Annotated in this window: 20 protein-coding genes; 10 read left to right on the top strand and 10 right to left on the bottom strand. The window is 60.6% G+C overall.

Annotated features, from left to right (window positions below; genetic code table 11):
• The first annotated feature begins 1 nt into the window (after position 1).
• The gene (gene queG / locus NW826_RS08150) at positions 2-1,003 is read left to right on the top strand and encodes a tRNA epoxyqueuosine(34) reductase QueG (RefSeq protein ID WP_414509872.1); all 1,002 of its coding nucleotides are present in this window, start codon (positions 2-4) and stop codon (positions 1,001-1,003) included.
• Between the two features lie 216 nt (positions 1,004-1,219).
• The gene (locus NW826_RS08145; protein WP_414509871.1) at positions 1,220-2,422 is read left to right on the top strand and encodes an AAA family ATPase; all 1,203 of its coding nucleotides are present in this window, start codon (positions 1,220-1,222) and stop codon (positions 2,420-2,422) included.
• 67 nt (positions 2,423-2,489) lie between these two features.
• Here the strand turns inward: NW826_RS08145 and dnaN are convergent, their stop codons facing one another.
• The 3 genes from dnaN to NW826_RS08130 all read right to left on the bottom strand — a co-directional run bounded on the left by dnaN (position 2,490) and on the right by NW826_RS08130 (position 7,229).
• Positions 2,490-3,848 carry a DNA polymerase III subunit beta gene (gene dnaN / locus NW826_RS08140; protein ID WP_414334187.1) on the bottom strand — a complete coding sequence of 453 codons (1,359 nt, stop codon included), beginning with the start codon at positions 3,846-3,848 and terminating at the stop codon, positions 2,490-2,492.
• A 717-nt stretch (positions 3,849-4,565) separates the two neighbouring features.
• Positions 4,566-6,848: a RelA/SpoT family protein gene (locus tag NW826_RS08135; protein WP_414509870.1), complete on the bottom strand. Its 2,283-nt coding sequence runs from the start codon at positions 6,846-6,848 to the stop codon at positions 4,566-4,568.
• Between the two features lie 150 nt (positions 6,849-6,998).
• Entirely contained in the window at positions 6,999-7,229 is a 231-nt protein-coding gene (locus NW826_RS08130; protein ID WP_414334190.1) for a DUF4327 family protein, read from the bottom strand.
• A gap of 202 nt (positions 7,230-7,431) precedes the next feature.
• On the opposite strand from NW826_RS08130, the gene aroB reads away from it, so the two are divergent.
• From aroB to NW826_RS08110, 4 genes are all read left to right on the top strand, one after another.
• Positions 7,432-8,556 (top strand): 3-dehydroquinate synthase, encoded by a 1,125-nt coding sequence (aroB, locus tag NW826_RS08125; protein WP_414509869.1) that lies wholly within the window; start codon positions 7,432-7,434, stop codon positions 8,554-8,556.
• A gap of 35 nt (positions 8,557-8,591) precedes the next feature.
• Positions 8,592-9,599 (top strand): aspartate-semialdehyde dehydrogenase, encoded by a 1,008-nt coding sequence (locus tag NW826_RS08120; protein ID WP_414363966.1) that lies wholly within the window; start codon positions 8,592-8,594, stop codon positions 9,597-9,599.
• A 302-nt stretch (positions 9,600-9,901) separates the two neighbouring features.
• On the top strand, positions 9,902-10,675 hold the full coding sequence (locus tag NW826_RS08115; protein ID WP_414509868.1) for a ZIP family metal transporter: 774 nt from the start codon (positions 9,902-9,904) through the stop codon (positions 10,673-10,675).
• Positions 10,676-10,722: 47 nt separating this feature from the next.
• On the top strand, positions 10,723-11,505 hold the full coding sequence (locus tag NW826_RS08110) for an alpha/beta hydrolase (RefSeq protein ID WP_414335379.1): 783 nt from the start codon (positions 10,723-10,725) through the stop codon (positions 11,503-11,505).
• Here NW826_RS08110 and NW826_RS08105 read toward each other — a convergent pair.
• From NW826_RS08105 to murC, 4 genes are all read right to left on the bottom strand, one after another.
• A complete protein-coding gene (locus tag NW826_RS08105; RefSeq protein ID WP_414509867.1) occupies positions 11,471-12,250 on the bottom strand; it encodes a DUF3598 family protein in 780 nt (259 codons plus the stop codon). The two genes, NW826_RS08110 and NW826_RS08105, sit on opposite strands and share 35 nt — an antisense overlap.
• A gap of 86 nt (positions 12,251-12,336) precedes the next feature.
• Positions 12,337-12,591 carry a hypothetical protein gene (locus tag NW826_RS08100; RefSeq protein ID WP_414335383.1) on the bottom strand — a complete coding sequence of 85 codons (255 nt, stop codon included), beginning with the start codon at positions 12,589-12,591 and terminating at the stop codon, positions 12,337-12,339.
• 114 nt (positions 12,592-12,705) lie between these two features.
• On the bottom strand, positions 12,706-13,644 hold the full coding sequence (gene murB, locus NW826_RS08095) for a UDP-N-acetylmuramate dehydrogenase (protein ID WP_414336521.1): 939 nt from the start codon (positions 13,642-13,644) through the stop codon (positions 12,706-12,708).
• Entirely contained in the window at positions 13,641-15,170 is a 1,530-nt protein-coding gene (gene murC / locus NW826_RS08090) for a UDP-N-acetylmuramate--L-alanine ligase (protein ID WP_414509866.1), read from the bottom strand. Before murC ends, murB begins: the two co-directional genes overlap by 4 nt.
• A gap of 293 nt (positions 15,171-15,463) precedes the next feature.
• Here murC and NW826_RS08085 point away from each other — a divergent pair, with 293 nt between their 5' ends.
• The 3 genes from NW826_RS08085 to NW826_RS08075 all read left to right on the top strand — a co-directional run bounded on the left by NW826_RS08085 (position 15,464) and on the right by NW826_RS08075 (position 18,738).
• Positions 15,464-16,615, top strand: coding sequence for an ABC exporter membrane fusion protein (locus NW826_RS08085; RefSeq protein WP_414509865.1), 1,152 nt, complete (start codon positions 15,464-15,466; stop codon positions 16,613-16,615).
• A 10-nt stretch (positions 16,616-16,625) separates the two neighbouring features.
• Positions 16,626-17,810, top strand: a complete 1,185-nt coding sequence (devC, locus tag NW826_RS08080; protein ID WP_414335391.1) for an ABC transporter permease DevC — start codon at positions 16,626-16,628, stop codon at positions 17,808-17,810.
• 190 nt (positions 17,811-18,000) lie between these two features.
• The gene (locus NW826_RS08075; protein WP_414335393.1) at positions 18,001-18,738 is read left to right on the top strand and encodes a DevA family ABC transporter ATP-binding protein; all 738 of its coding nucleotides are present in this window, start codon (positions 18,001-18,003) and stop codon (positions 18,736-18,738) included.
• Here NW826_RS08075 and NW826_RS08070 read toward each other — a convergent pair.
• Both NW826_RS08070 and NW826_RS08065 read right to left on the bottom strand, forming a co-directional pair.
• The gene (locus tag NW826_RS08070; RefSeq protein ID WP_414335395.1) at positions 18,735-19,703 is read right to left on the bottom strand and encodes a GDP-L-fucose synthase family protein; all 969 of its coding nucleotides are present in this window, start codon (positions 19,701-19,703) and stop codon (positions 18,735-18,737) included. The two genes, NW826_RS08075 and NW826_RS08070, sit on opposite strands and share 4 nt — an antisense overlap.
• Before the next feature lie 101 nt (positions 19,704-19,804).
• The gene (locus NW826_RS08065; protein WP_414509864.1) at positions 19,805-20,989 is read right to left on the bottom strand and encodes an NAD(P)/FAD-dependent oxidoreductase; all 1,185 of its coding nucleotides are present in this window, start codon (positions 20,987-20,989) and stop codon (positions 19,805-19,807) included.
• 212 nt (positions 20,990-21,201) lie between these two features.
• On the opposite strand from NW826_RS08065, the gene NW826_RS08060 reads away from it, so the two are divergent.
• A complete protein-coding gene (locus NW826_RS08060) occupies positions 21,202-22,080 on the top strand; it encodes a mechanosensitive ion channel family protein (protein WP_414509863.1) in 879 nt (292 codons plus the stop codon).
• On the opposite strand, the gene NW826_RS08055 is transcribed toward NW826_RS08060, so the two are convergent.
• On the bottom strand, positions 22,077-22,613 hold the full coding sequence (locus NW826_RS08055) for a class I SAM-dependent methyltransferase (RefSeq protein WP_414509862.1): 537 nt from the start codon (positions 22,611-22,613) through the stop codon (positions 22,077-22,079). The two genes, NW826_RS08060 and NW826_RS08055, sit on opposite strands and share 4 nt — an antisense overlap.
• Between the last annotated feature and the right edge of the window lie 126 nt (positions 22,614-22,739).

Below are 22,739 nucleotides of genomic sequence, written 5' to 3'. Positions count from 1 at the left end.
GTTGCCGGGGCCGACCGTGGGAGCAACAGCCGACTGGGCCAGAGCTACCGAGCAGGTGAAGCAGCAGGCGCTGGCGCTGGGCTTTGACAAAGTCGGCATCGCCAGCGCGGCGGATCCCCCTGACTTGGCGGGCTTGCGGGCCTGGCTGGCGGCGGGCATGGCCGCCGCCATGGCCTGGATGGCCGATCCGCGGCGAATGGATCCAGAGCGGGTGCTGCCGGGGGTGCAATCTCTGGTCTGTGTGGCCCTCAACTACTACACCCCCATCTGCCACAGTCGGGATCCGGGCAAGGGCAAAATCTCCCGCTATGCCTGGGGGCGGGACTACCACCGCGTGCTGGGGCGGCGGCTGAAGCAGCTCCACCTCTGGATGCAAGCTCAGTTCCCGGATTATCGAGGCCGATTCTACGTGGATACCGGCCCGGTGGCGGAAAAGCCCTGGGCCATGCGGGCGGGCTTGGGCTGGATTGGCAAAAACGGCCTCTTGCTCACCCGCGAGTACGGCTCCTGGGTTTTCCTGGGGGTGATCTTGACAACTCTCCCCCTGCTTCCCGACCGTCCCCATACTGCCCACTGCGGCACCTGCAGCCGCTGCCTGGAAGCCTGCCCCACCCAGGCCATTGTCAGCTCAGGGGTGGTGGATTCCCGCCGCTGCATTGCCTACCACACCTTAGAGAGCCATGCCGAGCGGATCCCTGCCGAAATTGCCCAGAACCTGCACAATTGGGTGGCCGGCTGCGACATCTGCCAAGAGGTCTGCCCTTGGAACCAGCGCTTTGCCCGCCCCAGCCGGATCCCGGATTTTCAGCCTTACCCTTGGAACGTTGCCCCCGATCTCCAAGAACTGGCGCGGCTCGGCGACGAGGAGTTCGACCGCCGCTTCCCCGCCTCTGCCCTGCGCCGCCTCAAGGCCCACCGGCTGCGCCGCAACGCCCAAGCTGCTCTCCGAGCCCATCCCACCTCTGCAGCCTGCAGCAACAATTTGGAAGCCCTCTCTACCTAATTTGGATATCCTTTTCCAACAGGATCTGGGGATCCCTACCCTTGGGCCTGAGCCGGCACCGGAAAACGGTGGGGCTGTTGTCTCCGGGCCGGGGACGCAAGCCGGCATACACGTCTTACCCTCTTTCTTGGGATCCCAGTGCTGGGCTGAAGAGCGTCAGGCGTCCACGCCCTAGCACCTCCTATTGGTTTCCCTCTTCTCAGACCCTAACCCTGCATGGATAACGATTACGAAGACTATTACCCCGGCTACCGGCAGGCCAACAGCTACAACCTACTGCAATCTGGGTGGAAGCCCCTGTACCGCCATTTCGATGCCGAGTATTTCTGGCAACTGGCGATGCGGGATCCCTGGGCGTTGGCCGAGAAATTTTTGGATGTGTGCAGCGATGTTGCCAATGCAGTAGGACGTAGAGAGTACAGCCCGCTGGCCAACTTTCTCAACTTATTTTCAGAGAATACCCGTTACGAGATCGAAGAGTTTTGGAATAGCATCACCCCACCTCTGCCCGGCCCCGACTATGCAGTATTTCAAGATCAGCTCTCCACGGAGACGCCGATTCGGCAGCAGGTGAGCCGCGATCAAATTCCCATCGATTACGTTTTAAGGCGCCTGCAGGAAATGACCGTTCTCAGAGTTTTGGCGCATCTGGGGCGACCGGCGCAGATCGTGCAATTCTATATGGAGCGCTACTTCTACTATCCGGTCGAGCGTTTCAGCAGTTGGGAGGAAATCAGCAGCCCGGGCACCACCTATGCCTTCTGGCCAGAGCACCAGATTTGGCTGCAAGTTCAGACCGCCTATCACAACCGTCGCCGCTACACCCTGCTGGGCGTGGATCTCAGGCCCTTAATTCGCAAGGTTACTTACAATCTGGCGGTGATGGTGAGCGGCTACCAAAGCCGGATCGGGCAAGTCTACAGCCCCTATCCAATCAGTTCTTTTCCCGCCGAAATTCAGGCCTTTACCGATCAAGTTCAACAGCAGATTCTACAGCAGGAGCGATTGGCGGTCTTGGTGCACGGGATCCCAGGTACGGGTAAAACGGCCTGGACGCAAGCGGTGGCCCACGAGCTGCTGGTGCCCCTGGGCTATGTGGTGTTTATCTTGGATCACGAAGCCGTACAGGAGTTCATCGCGCCCCCCTACCTGGAGCGGGTCTGCTTGATCATCAACGAAGCCGATAACCTCGCCCAAGACCGAGCCAGCGAGGTGGCCCAGCAGAGCACCAAAACCGAACGCATCCTCAGCCTGCTGGATGGCACCCTTCACCAAAGCGTGCTCGATCCCGATTATCTCGACTGCAGGCAGAGGCTGGTGGTGTTGATGACCTGCAACACGACCGAGCGCCTGGATCCGGCCGTTTTGCGCAAAGGGCGGGTGGACTTGATCCAAGAGTTTACCCACCGCTTTGTTTGAGCTGTGTCGGCATCTACCTGGTTTAGCCGCTGGGGCCAATCTTCGACTTGGGTCGGGCTTGGGTGGGCTAGGTAGCCCGCAGTTGAACCGGCATGACCAAATAGCAGAGGCGCGTCGCTCCAATCGGCTTCCAGATGGCCGGCTGGGTGGCGCCGTTCAGCTCCAGGCTCACCTGCTGGGTCTGAAACACCTTAAGGGCGTCCAGCAGGTAGCGCACATTAAAAGCCAGCTCCAGGTCAGGGCCGGACATCTGTACCGGCAGAGATTCCTCGCCACTGCCCACATCGGGCGCCTCGGTGCTGATGCGTAGGGTTTGGGTTGCCTCAGAAAGGCTGAACTTGATGATGTCGTTCCGCTGGGCAGCCAGCACCCCCACCCGCTCCAAGGACTCGATCAAAGGCCGACGCTCCAGGGTCACATGCCGCTCAAACTGCCGCGGGATCAGGCGATTGTAGTCGGGATATTGGCCTTCCAACAGGCGGCTGGTGATCCGCTGTTGGCACTGGGCGCCAGGGGGCAGAACAAATTGCACCTGGGATCGGTCAAACCGCAATTCCACCGTCGATGTCGCAGTCTGTGCGGCGAGGATGCGCTCCAACTCTCGCAAAGTACGAGCAGGGATGGTGAAATCCAACCCCAGGTTGGCCACCACCGGGATCCCGTCTGCCTCCACCTGCACCATGGCCAGACGATGCCCGTCGGTGGCCGCAAACTCTAAGCAAGGGGGATCCCCCGCCAAGAGCTTGACATGAACCCCCGTAAGCACCTGCTTGGTCTCATCCCCAGAGGCCGCAAAGAGGGTTTGGCCGATCCCTTGCAACAGGCTCTCGATGGGCAGCTCCAGGGCCTGAGCTGCTGCGCCTTCCTGCCCCGCCAGATCGCCATCCGCAGCGGCGGCACGAAGCGGTATCTCCGGCAAGGTGGGGTATTCTTCAGCCGACATGCCCCGCACTTGGTACTGGCCGGCTGCCGACGTGAGAATCACAGGGGCACCCTCCTGGGCTTGGTTGCTCACCCTAAGACTCATCGGGCCGCTGGGCAGACGGCTGACGATATCGCCGAGCAACTTGGCAGGCAGAGTGATGCGACCGGATCCCTTCACCTGCGCCTCGAACTCGCTGCGAATACACAAGTTCAAGTCAAAGGCGGTCAGGGCAACCCGTTGAGTTTCCCCGCTCGCCTCCACCAAGACATTGGCCAAAACCGGCAGGGCAGGGCGGCTGGCAACCGCTCGTCCAACGGAAGCGAGGTGGTGGCTGAGATCGGCTTGCTCACAGGTAAAGCTGAAGCCATGTTGGGACAGGTCGGCAGCCTCATCAAAGCGGCTCTCCCCACCATAGGGGCCGCCAGCCTTGCCGCTGCGCCGGGCCAGCGCGAACGACTCGGTTTCCAGTTCTCGATCCACAGGACGTTGAGCTTGCACCATGGGGAGCACTTGAAGGCTGCACAGGCACATCCTACACCGACTGCCCCGATCGGATCCTGCCTTGCCAAGACGAGTTTTGCAAAAAAAATTTTCTCGCGCGCGCGGGATCAAGCTAGAAACCACGATCCCTATCTAATTTAATTTTTTGATCTAGTAGTAGTAGGGGCTGTGGAAACTGTGGAAAGTGATCGCCAACCCCTTGCGCCATCAGCCTTTGAGCTTATTCCCCACCTGTGGAAAAACTGTGGATAACTTGGCCGTTTTTCCACAGGGTATTTATACCTGTTAATAACTTGGGGGGTTTTTCCACAGGTTTTCCACAGGTTTTTGGGGTTTTTCCACAGGTTTTCCACAGGCTGAAGGGATGCAAATGTTGCTATTTCCTGACAAATTCATAAAATTTAACACACGATCAGCGTGAGATCCCCTAACGTAGTGAGTCCTCCCCCTAAATATGGCTGGGGACTCCACCGGAGCTTGGGCAGGCTTCGCTGGATTTCCACAGCTTTTCCACAGGCTGGCGAAGAGAGCCTGGATCTTGTCTTTTGGCTTGATCGGCTCTGCTTGGCTGCCGGTGAGCTTGCAGGTACTCTTGGCAGGACAGCCAAGACTAAAGGCGGTAGGGATCGGGGCGGGACAACACCTGACCCAGAGCAGGGGATCCGGTTGCGAGGGGATGGTGTCAAGAACCCGTAGCCGTGGAGGGTCGGGTGTAGGTCAACGGGATCCATTCTGGTAATGGCGGGAGCGCAGCACGAGCACGTCGGAAAGCTGGCGCAGTTGATTCTGAATTTGGGTCAGTTGCTTTTTGTCGCGCACATCGATACAGAGATCGATCAGGGCAGTGCGGTTGGCAAAAGTTTGTACCTTGGCGTTGCGAACATTGATGCTCTGATCCGACAGACGGGACAGGATATCCCGCAACACCCCGACGCGGTCGATGACTTCCAGATGCAGTTCTACCGGGTAAATCTGAGCATTTTGCTGCAGTTGCTCTTCATTCCAGCGCACCGGCACCAAACGTTCTCCCGAAACTTGGGCCACCCGCGGGCAGTCCTGGTGATGGATGCTAATGCCCTTGAAGCGGGTGACCACGCCCAAGATCGGATCCCCGGGCAGCGGGTTACAACACTTGGCCAACTGGTGTTTCAGGCCCTCCACCCCCAAAATGGGGGACTGGGATTTGCGGGAGCCAGAAGCCGCCCCAGGCCGCGGCAACAACAGCTTGGATCCCTCGATCGCTCCTGCCTCTGTGGGGGGAGAGACTGCCGGTTTGCTGACCTCCTGTAGCCGATGGAGCACCAGCGTGGGGGTTGTCTCGCCATAGCCGAGAGCCGCCAACAAATCCTCTACGCTGGCGTAGTTGAGCTTCTCGGCCACCTTTTGCATCCGCTCGGATTTGAGCAGGGCATCAAAGCCCGTTTTGCCCAGCTCCCGCTCCAGCAAATGCCGACCCCGGGCGATGTTTTGCTCGCGATTCGAGCGCTTAAACCATTGGCGAATGCGATTGCGGGCCGAGCTGGTGGCAACGAAATTGATCCAGTCCAAGCTGGGATGGGCATTTTTGTGCGTGATGATCTGCACAATATCCCCATTGCGCAGGCGGGTATCCAAAGGCACGATCTTGTTGTTGACCCGCGCCCCCGCACAGTGATCCCCAACTTCGGAGTGGATGCGATAGGCGAAGTCCACCGGACAGGATCCCTGCGGCAAAGCCAGCAAATCCCCTTTGGGCGTGAAAACGTAAACCTCGCTCTCAAACAAGTTCTCGCGAATGGTCTCCAGATACTCTTTGTCGTCTTTGAGGTCGTTTTGCCACTCCAGTAGCTGCCGCAGCCAGGTAAAGCGCTCCTCGTCCGGCCTAACGGTGGTGCTGCCAGCCTCCTTGTACTTCCAGTGGGCGGCGATCCCGTACTCGGCCACGCGGTGCATCTCTTCGGTGCGGATCTGCACCTCCACCGGTCTTCCCTGCGGGCCGATCACCGCCGTATGCAAAGATTGGTAGCGATTGGCCTTGGGCAAGCCAATGTAGTCTTTGAAGCGCCCAGGGATAGGGCGGAAGCAGTTGTGAACGACCGCCAGCACCCGATAGCACTCGCTGTTGGTCTGCACGATTACCCGCACTGCCGAGAGATCGTAAATCTCGTGAAATTCTTTGCGCTGCTGCTGCATCTTGCGGTAAATGCTGTACAGATGTTTGGGCCGCCCGCTGATCTCAAAATGTTCCAGCCCCGCTTGGATGAGGTTTTGACGCAGCTCTTCGATAAAAGCTTGGATCTCCGCCTCTCGCTCGGCGCGCTTGGCGTTGACCAATTCCTGGATCTTTCGGTAGGCTTCGTAATCCAAATACTTAAAAGCCAGATCCTCCAGCTCCCACTTGAAATGCCAGATCCCCAGTCGGTTGGCCAGAGGGGCAAAAATTTCCATCGTTTCGGCCGCAATTTGCCGTTGCTTGCTGGGGGAGAGGTACTGCAGCGTGCGCATGTTGTGTAAGCGATCCGCCAGCTTGACCACGATGACTCGAATGTCTTTGGCCATGGCCACAAACATGCGGCGGAAATTTTCGGCCTGCTGCTCGGTTTTGCTGGAGAAATTGAACTTAGAAAGTTTGGTAACTCCCTCTACCAGTAGACGAACTTCTGAGCCGAATTCGGCTTCCAGCGCCTCTAGGGTGACCTCTGTATCTTCGACAACATCGTGCAAAAGGCCCGCTGCCACCGTCACCGCATCTCCCCCCAGCTCTCGCAGGAGCGTAGCCACGGCTACTGGATGGGCAATGTAGGGATCCCCTGATTTGCGTTTTTGGCCCTGATGCAAACAATAGGAAAACTCAAAGGCACGGCGCAGCAGATCGGCTTCTTCAGCCGTGTAGGGCCGCAGCCCATCGCCGGGATCCTCAGCACCGGAAAGCAAAGCGCGCAGCCATCCCGGCACCTCAAAGTCGAGGCTGTTTAGGTCAAGACCTCTATCTGAGGTGGCAAGGACAGCAGTCTGACCCATGTGAACCCGGAGAAACAGGATGTTTAATTACTGACTATAGTTCATCCAGCTCGACCGCCAACAGATTGGAGAGAGAAAAAATACCGGATAAAAAGCGAAGCGCCGGCGAGCCACCGACGCTGCCTGCTGGATATCCTCAGCAGAGCGAGATTAGTCTTCGCCCCATTCCTCGCAATCGCCGATTAAATCGCAGAGGGGATCCGAGGGGCAGTAGTCTTGCAGCTCCAACTCCTGGGCAATTGCCTGCCACTCCCGCTGTGGGAAAAAAGGCTGCAGGTGGGAAATGGCTTCAGAGCGGCGCAGAACCCCCTCCCGGATGAGGCGACGAGCTTCCTCCTGAATAGCCTCAACCGCATAGTGGGTGGCTTGTAAAGTGGGCATGGCTTAACCTACAGGTGGGATGAATGGGATGCACCGGAGGGCCAGAAGGAATCTGGACTTGCCTGGCCATCTCCATCATAGAACTGGGTCTCGTTTCGTAGCAAGAGATACAACTTTGTAGTGCAGATAACTGTAGGGATAACCCGCACCTGCCTGAAAGACCATGCCACACTGGATCCCAACCCTTCCAACAGCAGCACCTATGGATCCCTGTCTAGTCCCTGTCAAGCTTCCCCACGGCTCCTACGACATTCTCATCCAGTCCCCCGCAGGTTCCGGCGGCCACAGCCTCAGCCAGTTGGGATCCCAGATGCGAGCTTTGGGGCTAGCCGGCAAGGCGCTGGTGGTGAGCCATCCGGGTATTGCCAAGCATTTTGCCGAAAAGTTGATGCAAGGGTTGCAGCAAGCCGGGTTTGCCGCTCATCTTTTTCTGTTGCCCGCCGGCGAGCGCTACAAGACCCTGCGCTCGGTGGCCAAGATCTACGATGCTGCCTTGAGCTTTGGCCTGGAGCGCTCTTCCACCCTCGTGGCCCTGGGAGGCGGGGTAATCGGGGATATGGTGGGGTTTGCTGCCGCCACCTGGCTGCGCGGGATCCCTTGGGTGCAGGTGCCCACCTCGCTTTTGGCCATGGTGGATGCGGCCATCGGCGGCAAGACCGGCGTCAACCATCCTGGTGGGAAAAACCTAATTGGGGCCTTCTACCAGCCGCGCCTGGTGTGGATCGATCCAACGGTGTTGCAGACCCTGCCCCGGCGGGAATTTACCTCTGCCCTGGCGGAAGTGATCAAATACGGCGTCATCCAGGCTGCCGACCTGTTTGAGTTTTTGCAAGACCGGCCCAAGCTGAGCCGCTATGCCGACTTTGCTCCCGCCGACCTGCACTATCTGCTGCGCCGCTGTGCCGAGTGCAAAGCCTGGGTGGTACAACAGGACGAACGAGAGGGGGGCCTGCGGGCCATCCTCAACTACGGCCACACCCTCGGCCATGCCCTGGAAGCCGTTACCGGCTACCGCCGCTACCTGCACGGGGAGGCCGTTGCCATCGGCATGGTGGCTGCGGGGGAGATCGCCCGTCGCCTGGGGTGGTGGAGCGCGACTGAGGCCGAGCGGCAGCGACGCCTTATCGAAAGGGCAGGGCTGCCCAGCCACTGGCCCGCCGGGATCCCTTGGGAGGCGGTGCTGCAGGCGCTGCAGGCAGACAAAAAAGTCAAGCAAGGGCGGATCCGCTTCGTTCTGCCCCGCCGGATTGGCCAAGCGGAGCTGACCGATCAAGTTGAGCTGGCGGATGTGCAGGCCGCTCTGGCCGCAATGACAGGAACCTCTTGAACCCTAGAATTAGGAAGACCTGAGGACAAGAAAGCATGGGACGGCAACAACGGGTAGCCATCTTGGGGGCCACAGGAGCCGTAGGAATGGAGCTGCTAAAGCTGCTGGAAGAGCGCCGCTTTCCGGTGGCAGAGCTGAAGCTGTTGGCCTCGCCCCGCTCGGCGGGCACCCACTTGACCTTCAAGGGAGAACGGATCCCGGTGGAGCCGGTTGCAGAAGCGTCCTTTCGGGGTCTGGATCTGGTGTTGGCCTCTGCCGGGGCAAGTGTTTCCAAAACTTGGGCCAAGACCATCGTCGAGGCAGGGGCAGTGCTAATCGACAACTCCAGCGCCTTTCGCCTGGATCCCGATGTCCCGCTGGTGGTGCCGGAGGTCAACCCCCAGGAAGCCTTCCGCCACCAGGGGATCCTCGCCAACCCCAACTGCACCACCATCCTAATGTGCGTGGCCATCTACCCGCTGCATCGCCACATCCCACTGCGCCGCGTGGTGGCTGCCACCTACCAGTCCGCTAGCGGGGCCGGGGCCCGCGCCATGGTGGAGCTGGAGGAGCAAACCCGCGCCTACCTGCAAGGCCAACCGTTGCAGCCGCAGGTGTTCCCCTATCCCATTGCCTTCAACCTCTTCCTCCACAACAGCCCCCTGCAAGAAAACGGCTACTGCCAGGAAGAGATGAAGATGGTCAACGAATCCCGCAAAATTATGGGATCCCCCCACCTACGGCTGACGGCTACCTGCGTGCGGGTACCGGTGCTGCGCACCCACGCCGAGGCCCTCAACCTGGAGTTCGAGCAGCCCTTCCCGGTGGAACAAGCTCGGCAAATCTTGGCCCAGGCTCCTGGGGTGGTGCTTATCGAAGATTGGGAACGCAACCGCTTCCCCATGCCCATTGATGTAGCCGGCAAAGATGAAGTGGCCGTGGGCCGCATCCGCCAGGATATCTCCGAGCCCAAAGCCCTAGAGCTGTGGCTGTGCGGGGATCAGATCCGCAAAGGAGCAGCCCTCAACGCCATTCAAATTGCCGAGCTGCTTTTGAAGGACTAACTGCAAGCTGAACACCTTTAGACGCTGTAATCGGCAACGCGTTTTCCGCAGGGGCGGCAGCTCAGTTCCAGAGAGCCTAGCACCAAGACGAGTCTATTGAAAGTGACGAAAAACATTGACACCCGGGTTGTCTGGTGCTTGGCAGGGTAACGAGCTCCAGAGCGGGGATCCGCCTACGACACCTGTGGGGAAGGTTGCAAGCTGCGCCTCAGCAGCCAAAGAACCATCTTCAGCCGTCGAGGAGAAAGAGCCGGCGGATGGGGGAAAATTGAGAGGCATTGGGCCTTGACGGAGAGTGGCTTGTGCATCCAATTGCAACGGGATCCCTGGCCAGCTTTGTGGCCGGATTAGCAACGGGGCTGGGGGCTTTGCCGGCGCTGTTTCTCCCCTCGCTCTCGGCGAGGGTGCAAGGGATCCTGCTGGGGTTTGGGGGTGGGGTGATGTTGGCCGCCACCTCGTTTTCGCTGCTGGTGCCGGGCACCGAGGCGGCGCTGGCACTGGGATATTCCCAGTTGGGGGCGGCCGTGGTGATGGTGGCGGGCCTGTTGCTGGGGGCGATCTTCCTGGAGAGTGCCCACCAGCTTCTTCCCCACGAGCACTTCTTTAAAGGGATCGAAGGGGAGAACCGCGCCCATCTAAAGCGGATCTGGCTTTTTATCATCGCCATTGCCCTGCACAACTTCCCAGAAGGCCTGGCAGTGGGGGTGGGGTTTGCCACCGGCCAAGTCGGCGATGGGTTGGTGCTGGCACTGGGGATCGGCCTGCAGAACATGCCGGAAGGGCTGGTGGTGGCCTTGTCGCTGGCAGGCCAGGGGTACTCGCGGCTATTTGCTTTTGCCATTGCCCTGCTGACCGGGCTGGTGGAGCCCATCGGCGGCATCCTGGGAGCGACAGTGGTTTCTCTGGCGCAGTCCTTGTTGCCCTGGGGCATGGCCTTTGCCGCCGGGGCAATGTTGTTTGTGATCTCAGATGAGATCATCCCTGAGTCGCATCGGCAGGGGCTGGAGCGGGAGGGCACCTTTGGCGTTCTCAGTGGGTTTGTGGTGATGCTGCTGCTGGATATTGCTCTGGGTTAAAAAGGGATCCTGTCCTGACCTGGGTCAAGTCTTGAGGCGAGGTTTTGATGCTGAGCAACGAGCCTTTTCTGTGGCGGGGATCAAGGGAGCACGCCTGCCTGCTGCTCCATGGGTTGGGGGGTGGCGTCTACGAGTTGCAGTGGCTGGCGGAGCGGCTGCTGGCAGCCGGCCTGACGGTGCAGGGGTTTAACTACCCTGGCCACGAGCGTCCAGCACCCCGCATGCCCCCTTCCCGCTGGACCGACTGGTACGGGCGGGTTTTGGAACATTACCTAGCCCTACGGCAGGAGTACCCGCGTGTTTCGCTGGTGGGGTTTTCCACCGGCTGCCTGCTGGCGTTGCACCTGGCCTTTGCCCATCCTGTCCACAAATTGGTGCTGCTGGCGCCGTTTTTTGCCATTCGCCACCACTGGTACTATCTCTTTCGCCCAGAGCAGTACCTCAACAGCCTGGGCTGGCTCTTGGAAGATGTCCCTCGCTTCCGCCTGCCGATTCGGGATGGCGATGTCCGCGCGCTGGCAGAAAAAGTGGCCTATTTTCACAGCTTCCATCTGACGGCAGTGCGCAGCGCTCTTGAGCTCATCGAGCGGGTCAGGGGGGAAGTAGCCAGCATCCAAGTTCCCACCCTTATCCTGCAACCGCGCCAAGATACGGTGGTGGATCCTGAACAAGCAGCGTGGCTTTATCAAGAACTGGGATCCGCCCAGAAGAGCCTGCATTGGCTGGAGCACTCCGACCACATTCTCACGTTGGACTGTGAGCGGGAGACGGTGTTTGCCCAGGTTTGCACCTTTCTCACCCAGGATCCCGTTCCAGCCGGGTCAGCGTAACCCGTTGCCAGGCGCCGCCCTCGTCGTAGTCCCGCACCAGGCGCAGCAGGTGGCGGCCTTCCGGCCCTTCCGGAAACCAGCCTAGGCTGACGGAAAAGCGGCGATCCCGATGCAGGGTGGGGATGGGCAAGGGATCTGGCCCGCCCATCCACAGCCCCCCCGGCAAGGGAGCCCGGATCCCTGTTTCCTCTTCCCCCCAAAACTGAACTTCAGTTTCGCTGGGCAGGCTATCAACTGCAGAAAAGCTCTGGGCGATCCCCCGCCATCGCCCTTGCAGGGCCAGGCCCAGTTGCGCTTTGGTAAGTGAGGGAAAGTCGGCAGCAAGATCCAGCGCTTGGCCGCGCCGCTCCAAGATGACGGTCACCCCCACCAAGCGGCCCTGGGGATCCCACTGTTGCACCAGCCGCGCCTTGCGATCCCCCCAGAGGAAGCCCTGCTCGACAGCAAAATCGCCAAATGGCGCCAGTTGCAGCCGCCCGTTGGAAAAGGAGCCATCGGGAAAAAAGCGCAAGCCGGGCGAGAAATCCTCATAGACCCAGCTCTGGCGGCTTTCTGGGGTGGGGGATCCCTGCGGGGGATAGTAGGCATTGGTTTGGCGGATCCCGCCCAAATCCAAAGCCTCAAAGGTGATGAGGCTGCGCTTTTGGCCCACGAGTTCCCAGCCGTGGGCGGTGGGTCGATACTCGCAAAACAGGCCGTGCCATTCTCCCAGGTGCAGGGCCAGACATTGTCTCTGGGTTTTCATAAAGCCATGTGACGTAAGACTGGGGAGATGGCTTCTGTCCTAAGATCCTATCCGGGATCCCGTAGCGGGCGGAGTCCTTTCGAGTTTTAGTCGTTGTGCCGGTCTGAAGTAGGATCCCAGTCCAGGTCTTCGTGGCGGTGTTCCCGTTCCCAGCGACGCACCCAATCCCAAATGCGATAGTGCTGCTCGGCGCTGAGCTGTGTGGGATCCTGAGCTAAGGCAGCCGCTTCTTCCCCGCTGAGCAAGGCAGCCAAACTGCCGATCTCCACCAAATAGCGGCGTTCTTCTGCGGTGGTGTGGGACTGATTGAGCCGTCGAATTAAACGACGTAAAGTAGCCATATCCTGACTCATAAGCCGACGCAAAGTAATCAACGAGGATCCATCAAGGACTGGTGAGAACAGTGTAAGACCAGAATCATCAAATCATCAAAGAAACAAACGGAGCAGGCCAAATTAGCTCATCAAAGGATCGTCAAAAGATCCCAGGATGCGCACTTCTGGCTCCAGAAGTATCGACCATCGTTGATAAACCTTTTCTTGGGCCAAGCAAATCAGACGGTAGATGTCGTTGGCGCTGGCCTGGCCACAGTTGAGGATGAAATTGGCATGGCGCTCGGAGATCTGGGCCCCACCAATCCGGTAGCCCTTTAGACCGGTCTGCTCAATTAACCAGCCGGCAGGATAAGTTTCGGGGTTGCGAAAGACGCTGCCACAACTGGGCAGATGATAGGGCTGAGAGCTGAGGCGCTGGTTGAGGTTGCGCTGGGTTTCCCACTGCACCTGGGCCGGATCCCGGCCTGGGAGTAACTGCAGCGTTGCCCCCGTCACCGTCCAGGGCAAGTCCTGCAGGCGAGAGCGGCGGTAGCCAAATTGCAGATCGACAGGTTCTAAGCGGCAGGGCTCCTGCTCTTCATCCAAAATCTGCACTTCCACCAACACGTCCGCCATGGCGCGTCCGTGGGCGCCGGCATTCATCACCACTGCTCCCCCCAGCGTGCCCGGGATCCCGATGGCCCATTCCAAGCCGCTCCAGCCCCGCTTGGCGGCTGCCCGCGCCAGGTTAACCAAAGGTTCTCCGGCAGCGGCCCAGATCCTCCCCCCCTCCAACAGTTGCATCCCGCGCAAACGCCGGGTGTGGATCACCAGCCCCGGCAGGCCAGCATCGCTGATGAGCAGGTTGCTGCCCGCCCCCAACAGGGTGACAGGGATCCCTTGCGCCCGCGCCCAGGCCAAACATTGCTGCAGCTCCAGATTGTTGTGCGGCTCGCAATACCACTCCGCCTTGCCGCCCACCCGGAAGCTGGTCAGAGGGGCCAACGGGATCGCCGCTTGCATCCGTCCAGAGAGTCGGGCAACGCTGGAGGTATTGGGCACGCAGGGAGCTGTAGTCATGATGCCAATACCTCAGAAGCCCCCATCTCCCCGATCCCATTCTCCGCTTGCCCCGGCAATTTCTCCCCCAAGTCTGCCAGAGGCTGTTCCCCCACCCGAGCCGCATAGGCCCGCATCGTAGCGGCTATCTGCTGATTGAGATCACCTGCGCCCAAAAAAATAGCGAGATCTCCAGGCTGCAAAACAGAGGCCAACACCTGCGGCAATTGCGGCAAAGAGGACACGTAGCGCACCTGGGGATGGTGCTCCGCCACCGCCACGGCCAACCGCAAGCTGTCAGAACGCTCCGGCGCCGGCTCTCCGGCCCCATAGGTGGGCACGATCACCACCACATCTGCATTCTCGAAGCAGCGGGCAAAATCTTGGAACAAGGCGGCCAAGCGGCTGTGGCGATGAGGCTGAAACACCGCCACCACCCGCCGCTGCTGCAGATGGGCCGCCCGCAGCGTGGCGCGAATCTCGCTGGGATGGTGGGCATAGTCATCGATAAAGGTGACCCCGCCCACCTCGCCCTTGGCTTCAAAGCGGCGCTGCACCCCCCGAAACTGGGCCAGAGCAGAGGCAATCACGGGGAACTCCAGGCCCAACTGCCTCCCGACGGCAACGGCGGCCAAAGCGTTGCTGAGGTTGTGGGATCCCAGCACCTGCAGGCGGAGCTGGCCGAGGAGGGATCCCCTCTCCCAGATCTCGGCGGAGGTAAAATCCGCGGCGCAGACGATCTCGCGCGCCTGGTACTGGGCTTGGGGATGGCCAGCCAGGCTGTAGCCAATGTCCACCGCCAGGTGGGTGGCCACGTTGGGGCAATCTAGGCAAGCCACCAGGGTTTGGCTCTGCTGCCCGTACTGCTGAAAGGCCCGGATTACCTGCTCCAGATTGGCGTAATGATCGGGGTGATCCAGCTCGATGTTGGTGATCACGCCAATCTTGGGGTAAAGCCGCACCAGGGATCCATCCGACTCATCCACCTCCGCCACCCAATATTCCCCCTGGCCCAGACGGGCGTTGCCATCCCAGGCATCCATCTCCCCACCGATAATCAAGGTGGGATCCCAGCCCGCCGCCAGCAGCACATAGCCAATCATACTGCTAGTAGTGGTCTTGCCGTGGGTGCCCGCCACGCCGATGCTGGGGCGATGGTTAAACAAGGCGGCCAGTAAATCAGCTCGATGCCAAACCTTTAGTCCCTTGTCTAGAGCCGCTGCCAATTCCGGGTTGCTGGGGCGGATGGCGCTGGAATAGACCACCTGGGGATCCCCGGCCAAACCCTCTAGAGTGTGGCCCTGAATAAAGCGTACCCCCAAGGCTTCCAGGCGACGGGTACGGCCATTGGCGGCAATATCTGAGCCGGAAACGCGAAACCCCTGCTTGGCCAAAATGTAGGCCAGAGCCGACATCCCCACCCCACCGATGCCCACAAAGTGATAAGTGGAAAGCAGGGGATTGAAGGGATCCCGATGCGGGAGCAAAGGCTGAGAATGAACCGGCGACGGCGTGACGGGATCCCCTCCTCCAATTGTCTCCACCATCGCAACTCCACCTCACTCCTTGCCACCACACCCAAAAAATCGGCACCTGCAGAGAGGCACCAAACAGGGCAGATCATATCAGGAATTCCTACGGCTAGGTAGCTTTTGCCCCTGAGGGCTGCCCAAGGCCGACAGATCAACCCAGATTTAGGAAAAAAAACAAAAGCAAGCACCCAGGAAAAACCTGGACATCCTCAGCTCGCAAAATTTACATTTATTAAAGAATTGGCGACACAGCAACCGTTTGCACGTTTGCGGTGCCCAACTACGGAACCAAAGCGAGTGGGGAACTAATGAATCGGCGGGTGCTCTGGTGGACGGCGGGAGCTGCGCTGCTGGGCTGTGCCAGCCTAGCCTGGCTGGGCCTGAGTCGGCAGGCAGCCACTCAGTCCATCTCAGAAAATGCTGAGGCGACAGTGGAAATCCGGCTGCCCCCCCGTATTGGCGCCCTGGGGCGCCTGGAGCCGGAAGGAGAAGTGGTGCGGGTGGCCGGCCCCCCGGGAGAGCGGTTAGGAGAGCTGTTGGTAGCTGAAGGGGATCGCGTGGTGGCAGGCCAAGTGTTGGCGCGACTGGAAAACTATGGCGAGCGCCTGGCGGAGCGGGAGTATGCTGCTGCCCAACTGCAAGAAGCCCGCGCCCGACTAGAGGCCGAGACCCGCTTTGGCCAAGCCCAAGTTGAAGAGGCGCGCACCCGCCTCAACCGTCTAGACGAACCGCAACAGTTGCAGATCCGATCCCAAGAGGCGGTGGTGGAGCGCCTTCGGGCGGAGCTGGCCGATGCTGAGGCCAACCTGGCTCGCTTTCAGACCCTGTGGCAGGAGGGGGCTATCTCCCAGCAGGAGCTAGACCAGAAGGCTCTGCTGGTGCGGCAACGGCAGGAGGACTTGCGGGCCGCTGAGGCCACTCTGGATCAACTGCGCCTGGCCCGCGAGCGGGATCTGCGCAACGCCCAAGCCCAAGTGCAAGCCGCTGAAGCAGGGCTGAGGCGGGCCCAAGCGCAAGTGCAACTGGGATCCCTGGCCCGCAACCTGGAGCTGGCAGAAGCCCGCCTGGAGCGCACCCTCATCCGCGCCCCCCGGGCCGGCCAGGTGCTCAAGATCCACACCCATCCTGGGGAAGTTATCGCTGCCGACAAAGGGATCCTCGAGCTGGGCAACACCGACCAGATGATGGTGGTGGCGGAGGTCTACGAAACCGACATCCTGCGGGTGCGGCCCGGACAACGGGCCACCATCAGCAACCGCGCGCTGCCAGAAACGCTGCAGGGCCGGGTCGAGCGCCTGGGCCTGCAAATCGGCAAGAAAGACGTGCTCAACACCGACCCCGCCGCCGATGTAGATGCCCGTGTGGTGGAGGTGTATATCCGCCTGGATCCGGAAAGCAGCGCCCGCGTGGCTGGCCTGACCAACCTGCAAGTGGATGTGGCCATCGAGGTCGAGGGGTAGGGGGGGGACGATGTCCGGCCTGTTCAGCGTAGCGTTTATCGGGCGCCGCATCCCGTTGGCCTGGCTGCAGTTGACGCGGGAGAAGATCCGCCTGCTGGTGGCCCTGGCGGGCATTGCCTTTGCCTGCATCCTTATGTTTATGCAGTTGGGCTTCCAAGACAGCCTGCTGGAGAGCGCCATCCGCTTCCATGTCGCCCTCAAAGGGGAGATCTTCCTGGTCAGCCCCCAGTCCAACGCCCTCATTGCCATGAACACCTTTTCCCAGCGGCGGCTGTACCAGGCACTGGGCTTTGAGGGGGTACGGGCCATCTCGCCCGTCTATGTGGGCTTTGCCCTCTGGAAAAACCCCCAGACCCGCCGCACCCGCAGCATCTTTGTGGTGGGGGTGGATCCCTCTGCCGACCTGCTGGAGTTGCCGGAGCTGACCCCCGACAAGTTGGAGGAGATCAAGAAGGCGGACGTGGTGCTCTTCGACCGCCGCTCCCGCAGCGAGTTTGGCCCCATCCCGGAGTGGTTTGAGTCCGGTCGAGAGGTCTTTACCGAGGTGGGGAACCGCCGCGTCCAGGTGGGGGGTCTGTTTGAGATGGGGGCTACCTTTGGCGCCGACGGCACCATCCTCACCAGCGACCTCAACTTCCTGCGCATTTTTCCCCAGCGGGAGCGCGGCCTCGTGGATATCGGTGTGGTGCAACTGCAGCCGGGAGTGGATCCCCAGCCGTTGGTGCAGCAGATGCGGGCCTTGCTGCCGGAGGATGTGCGGGTGCTGTCGCGGGCAGAGTTTATCGATATGGAGCAAAGCTACTGGGAGGAGGGCACGGCCATCGGCTTTATTTTCGGCCTGGGGGTGGCCATGGGCTTCATCGTCGGCATTGTGATTGTCTATCAGATCCTCTACACCGATGTGTCGGATCACCTGGCGGAATATGCCACCCTTAAGGCCATGGGCTACACGGATACTTACTTGCTGGGGGTGGTGTTTCAAGAAGCTATTTTGCTGGCCGGTCTGGGATATATTCCCGCTTTTGCCCTGGCGGTTTTGCTCTACGATTTGACGGCCAATGCCACGTTGCTGCCAATTGCCATGACCTTCAACCGGGCGGTGCTGGTGCTGCTCCTGGCGGTGAGTATGTGCTTTATCTCAGGAGCCATTGCCGTGCGGCGGCTGCGGGCAGCCGATCCCGCCGATATTTTCTAAAGTTTTGGCAAGGCGTTGCATGGGGGAGGGGGGAATGGATTGTTGAATGGCTTGAACTCAACTGCCCAAAACTTCTGGGATCCTTTCAATGATCTCCGGCCAAAGGTTTCTGGATGTTTCAATCGCGGCAGTTTCCATGATGGCCCACGATAAGTTGTCAACCCAAGTTGTTTGAGATTTTGAGCTCCCTATGCTGCCTTCCCTTCTCGATCAAGCCGCCCTCGCCTCCACCCAAAATGCCGTTGAGCCGGTGGTCAAGGCCGAAGGGGTGAACCACTACTTCGGCGAGGGATCCCTGCGCAAGCAAGTGCTTTTTGACATCAACTTCGTTTTGCAGCCGGGGGAGATCGTGTTGTTGACCGGCCCCTCCGGCTCCGGCAAGACCACGCTGCTCACGCTCCTGGGGGCTTTGCGCTCGGTGCAGGAGGGCAGCTTGCGGGTGTTGGGGCAGGAGCTGCGGGGCGCCCAGCCCAACACCCTCATCCAGATCCGCCGCCAGGTGGGGTACATCTTCCAGGCCCACAACCTGCTGCGCTCCCTGACGGCAGCCCAAAATGTGCGTATGGCTCTGGAGCTGCACAACGGCCTTTCCGCCCAGGAAGCCCAAGAGCGGGCGGAAGCGATGCTGGCGGCGGTGGGTCTCGAGGATCGCGTCCACTACTACCCTGAGCAGCTTTCGGGTGGGCAGAAGCAGCGGGTGGCCATCGCGCGGGCCCTGGTCAGCCACCCCAAATTGGTGCTGGCGGATGAGCCGACGGCAGCCCTGGACAGCAAGTCGGGCCGCGAGGTGGTGACCCTGATGGAGAAGTTGGCGCGGGAGCAGGGCTGCACCATCCTGATGGTGACCCACGACAACCGCATCCTCGACATCGCCGACCGGGTGCTGCACATGGAAGATGGCCGTCTGGAGAGCCAGGTTGTCGCCTAGCCGGCTGGCGCGTGGCGGCGGTACCAATCGATGGTGCGCTGCAGCCCCTCCCGCAGCCCCACCTTGGCCACAAAACCAATCCTCTCGCGGGCCTTGGAGATGTCCAGGCAGCGGCGCGGCTGGCCGTTGGGCTTGTCCGTTTGCCAGCGGATCTCGCCCCGAAACTCCATCAGCTCGCAGATGAGGGCAATCAGATCTCGGATGGAGATCTCCTCGCCGGTGCCCAGGTTCAAGGGCTCGGAGCTGTTGTAGAGCTGGGTGGCCAGGAGAATGCCGCGGGCGGCATCTTCGGCGTAGAAAAACTCGCGGGTGGGGCTGCCATCTCCCCACACCTCGACGTAGTTCTGGCCCCGCTGCTGCGCCTCGTGGACCTTGCGGATCAAGGCCGGGATCACGTGGGAGCTTTCCGGATCGAAGTTGTCCATGGGGCCGTAGAGGTTCACCGGCAGGAGGTAGATGCCGTTGAAGCCATATTGCTGCCGGTAGGCCTGCAGTTGCACCAGCAGGGCTTTCTTGGCGATGCCGTAGGGGGCGTTGGTCTCCTCCGGGTAGCCGTTCCAGAGATCTTCTTCCTTGAAGGGGACGGGGGTGAACTTGGGATAGGCGCAGATGGTGCCCACGCAGACAAACTTCTCCACCCCAGCTAGATAGGCGGCGTGGATGAGCTGGGATCCCATGATCAGGTTGTCGTAGAAAAGCTCCGCCGGCTTGGCCTGGTTGAGGCCGATGCCGCCCACGTGGGCCGCCAAATGGATGACGATATCTTGCCCCTGCACCACCTCTTGGCAGACTTCCCAGCGGCGCAGGTCGTGGGTGCGGGAGCGCGGGATCCGCACCTGCTCCGGCTTCACCCCCAGCACTTGCAACTGCTGCAGCACATGTTTGCCCAAAAAGCCGCTGCCCCCCGTGAGCAAGATGCGCTTTTGGCTGAGATCGATGGCACTGGGCACACTGTTGAGCATCATGTCCGACGCGGAAAATCCCCGGCTTCCATTATGCGGCAGATGGGATAGCCGTATCTCAGAGCTGTTCGGCGATGGCCATTGACAATCGACAGGCAAGGTATTCAACTCAAAACCTGGACAAACCGCCCCGGAGACAGAGCAGGGATCCATTCGTCCACTTGTCCATAAGCCTGTTGGGCGAAACGACGGGCCAGGGCTGGCACGATGGCCAAAGGGTTGCTGAAGCCGGAAAACAGTTGCAGGCCTTCCCAGCCGGGCAGGGATCCGACCAGAGGCTGGTGATCGGCGCTGAAGGCCACCAAGCAGTGATACCACCGCCCGGGCAGGCGGGCCACCTGGGGCAGGTAGCGACCGGCCTGTTCCCGGATCTGGGCTTCGCTGGCAGCGGCATCCACCTCGGCCATGGGATCCGTCAGCACCCGGCTGATCTGGCCCAGGCGAATGCTGCCGTCCACAAATTGCAGGATCCCGACATCCAAAATCGGCGGGCAGAGCTCCTGCCCCGGCTCATCCCAAAAGGGATCCCGGTCGGGGTGGGCCGCTTGCCGCTCCAGCTCCAAACGCCGCACGGGCGCGCTCATGACGATGGTTCTCAACCGCACCTCTGCAGGCTTCAGCTCGAGGGATTCGGCGTGGGTGAAGTAGATAGGGGCCCGGATCCCGGCCTGGCGCAACAGAGCCCGCGTCCAGCCGCCGGCGCACACCACCACCTGGGCTGCGCCATAGAAGCCTGTATCGGTCTCCACGCCCGTAATGTGCTGCCCCTGTCGCCGCAGGCCCGTCACGGTTTGCAAAAGCAGGGATCCCCCCAGGCGTTGAAAAGCCTTCTGAAAAGCCAGCGTCGTCAGCCAGGGGTGAATGTGGCCATGCCGGGCCCAGAGCACACCCTCTAGGGCCGCCGGATGCAAGAGGGGCTCCAGCTCACAGGCCGTCTCTACAGAAATCCGCCGGGGTGGGATGCGACAGTCGGCCAGATCTGCTTCGACAGCTTCTAGCTGGTGGCCAGGGGCAATCGGCAGGAGCAGATCCAGCTCGCGAAAGTGAATATCCGCCTCCAGCTCCTCTGACAGGATGCGGTAGCGTTGGATCCCTTCTTCCCCCAAAGCTTTGAGCAGGGGGGTTTTCCCCGCCCAATGGGCCAGGCCACCGTAGCTGTAGCGCGTGGCACTGGGCGGCAGCGCTTCCTTCTCTATGAGGAGAACGGATCCCCCTTGACGGGCCAGCTCGTAGCTCAAGGCCGCTCCGGTGATCCCGCCGCCGATGACAATCCAGTCGTAGTTGGCCATGCTGCCCTCGTTACCCTGAACTTCATCTTGCGGCAGAGTGGCTCTGTTCAGGGTAGCAAGCGCAGCAGAACCTCAGCGGTGGCGGATACTAGCTGAGGCGGAACCCCCAGAGGGCCTCCCTGAGTCCTAATTGAGTGTTCCCGCCGCAGTTCAACGGTGTTATAGAGTGATCTGGCGTTCATCGTGGTCGATAGCGTAGCAAGGGCAAAGATATGAACGAACTACTTCAAACCATCAACCGCAGTCTTTTGGAGATGGTGGGGCGAGGCATCGAGCTGTTGCCGGGCTTCTTGATTGCTGCGGTGATCCTCTGGGCCACCCGCTATGGCGTTCGGGCCGTGCGGCGCCTGCTGGGATCCGCAGCCGGTCGGTGGATCTCCAGCCCTTCTCTGCAGTTGTTGCTGGTGCAGATCGGCCAAGTGGGTGCTTGGGTGGTGGGGATCCTGGCAGCCAGCGTGGTGGCTTTCCCAGATCTGCGCTTGGGAGATCTGATCGGGCTGTTGGGGTTAGGATCGGTGGCCATCGGTTTTGCTTTTCAAGATATTTTCAAGAACTTCCTGGCGGGCGTGCTGCTGCTTTTGAACGAACCTTTTCAACTCAATAACCAGATTGTCGTCGGAGATTTTGAAGGTACAGTTGAAGAAATCAGCATTCGCTCCACCCAGATTCGCACCTACCAAGGAGAACGGGTGGTGATCCCCAATGCTGTTGTGTTTACCAGCCCGATCACGGTCTTAACCGATCGCCCCTTTCGCCGCACCGATCTGGAGATTCGCCTGGATCACAACACGCCCCTGCCCAAAGCCTTGGAGGTGTTCCGGGAGACGATGCAAGGTGTGGAGGGGGTGCTGGCGGAGCCCCCCTTTGAGCTGGACATCGTCGGCTTTGGCGACAGCTCTATCAACTGTGTGGTGCGCTACTGGACTCGGCCCCGCAAGGCAGAGGTGCGCCGCGTTCGCACCCAGGTGATGATCGCCCTTAAGCAGGCCTGCGACCGGGCCGGATTGGTCATCCCCTACCCGATTCGCACGGTGTACCTGTTCGACCAACAGGATTTTCAGGATCGCATCCCCACTTCCAGAGCCGCCTAGGGATAGCGGGCCAGCAGCATTTGGAACCGGCTCTCCCCCAGCAGCACCGCATTGGGGTTGGGATAGGTATCTTGAAACCAGGCTTGCAAGCGGGCGATGGCCGCCTGAAAGATCGCTTCTGGGACCGACCAGGAGCTGCTGTAACAGCGCTGGGCGTATTGCTCAAACAAGGCTTGGGCAGTGAAGGTCGTCTGCCACTCTGCCGCCGTTACCTGCTGCCCATGGGCCCCTTGAGCCCACAAAAACGCCTCCACCTGCTCGGCATTGGCCCCCACCTGTTGTGGCTCAAATCCCAGCTCCGCCAGAATTTGGGCCCATCGCAGCTCAAAGGAGTGGCGGGCACTCGTCACCCGCCCGCCGTAGCCGTAGAGATAGACCCCACTTGGCTTGAGCACGCGCCGGATCTCGGCGATTGCCTGTTGCCACTCGCGGATGAGGTGCAACACATGCACGGTGATCACCACATCGAAACAGCGATCCCCATAAGGCAACTGGGTGGCATCGGCCATCTGCAGATGCACCTGCGGCGGCATCTGGCCCAGGCTTTGTTCAACGTAAGGCGCGGGATTCCCCACCGTCTATACGGTGGGGAGGGATAGCGCCCCCTGACTGATTCTGGATATATCGCTTCACAATTTCTAGAGGTGCACCGCCGCATG

Origin of the sequence: Synechococcus sp. OH20, assembly GCF_047502685.1 — a bacterium.
In the GTDB taxonomy this organism is placed as follows: Bacteria; Cyanobacteriota; Cyanobacteriia; order Thermostichales; family Thermostichaceae; genus Thermostichus.
The sequence above is the reverse complement of the archived record's forward strand: the minus strand, read 5'-3'. Positions and strand labels throughout refer to the sequence as shown.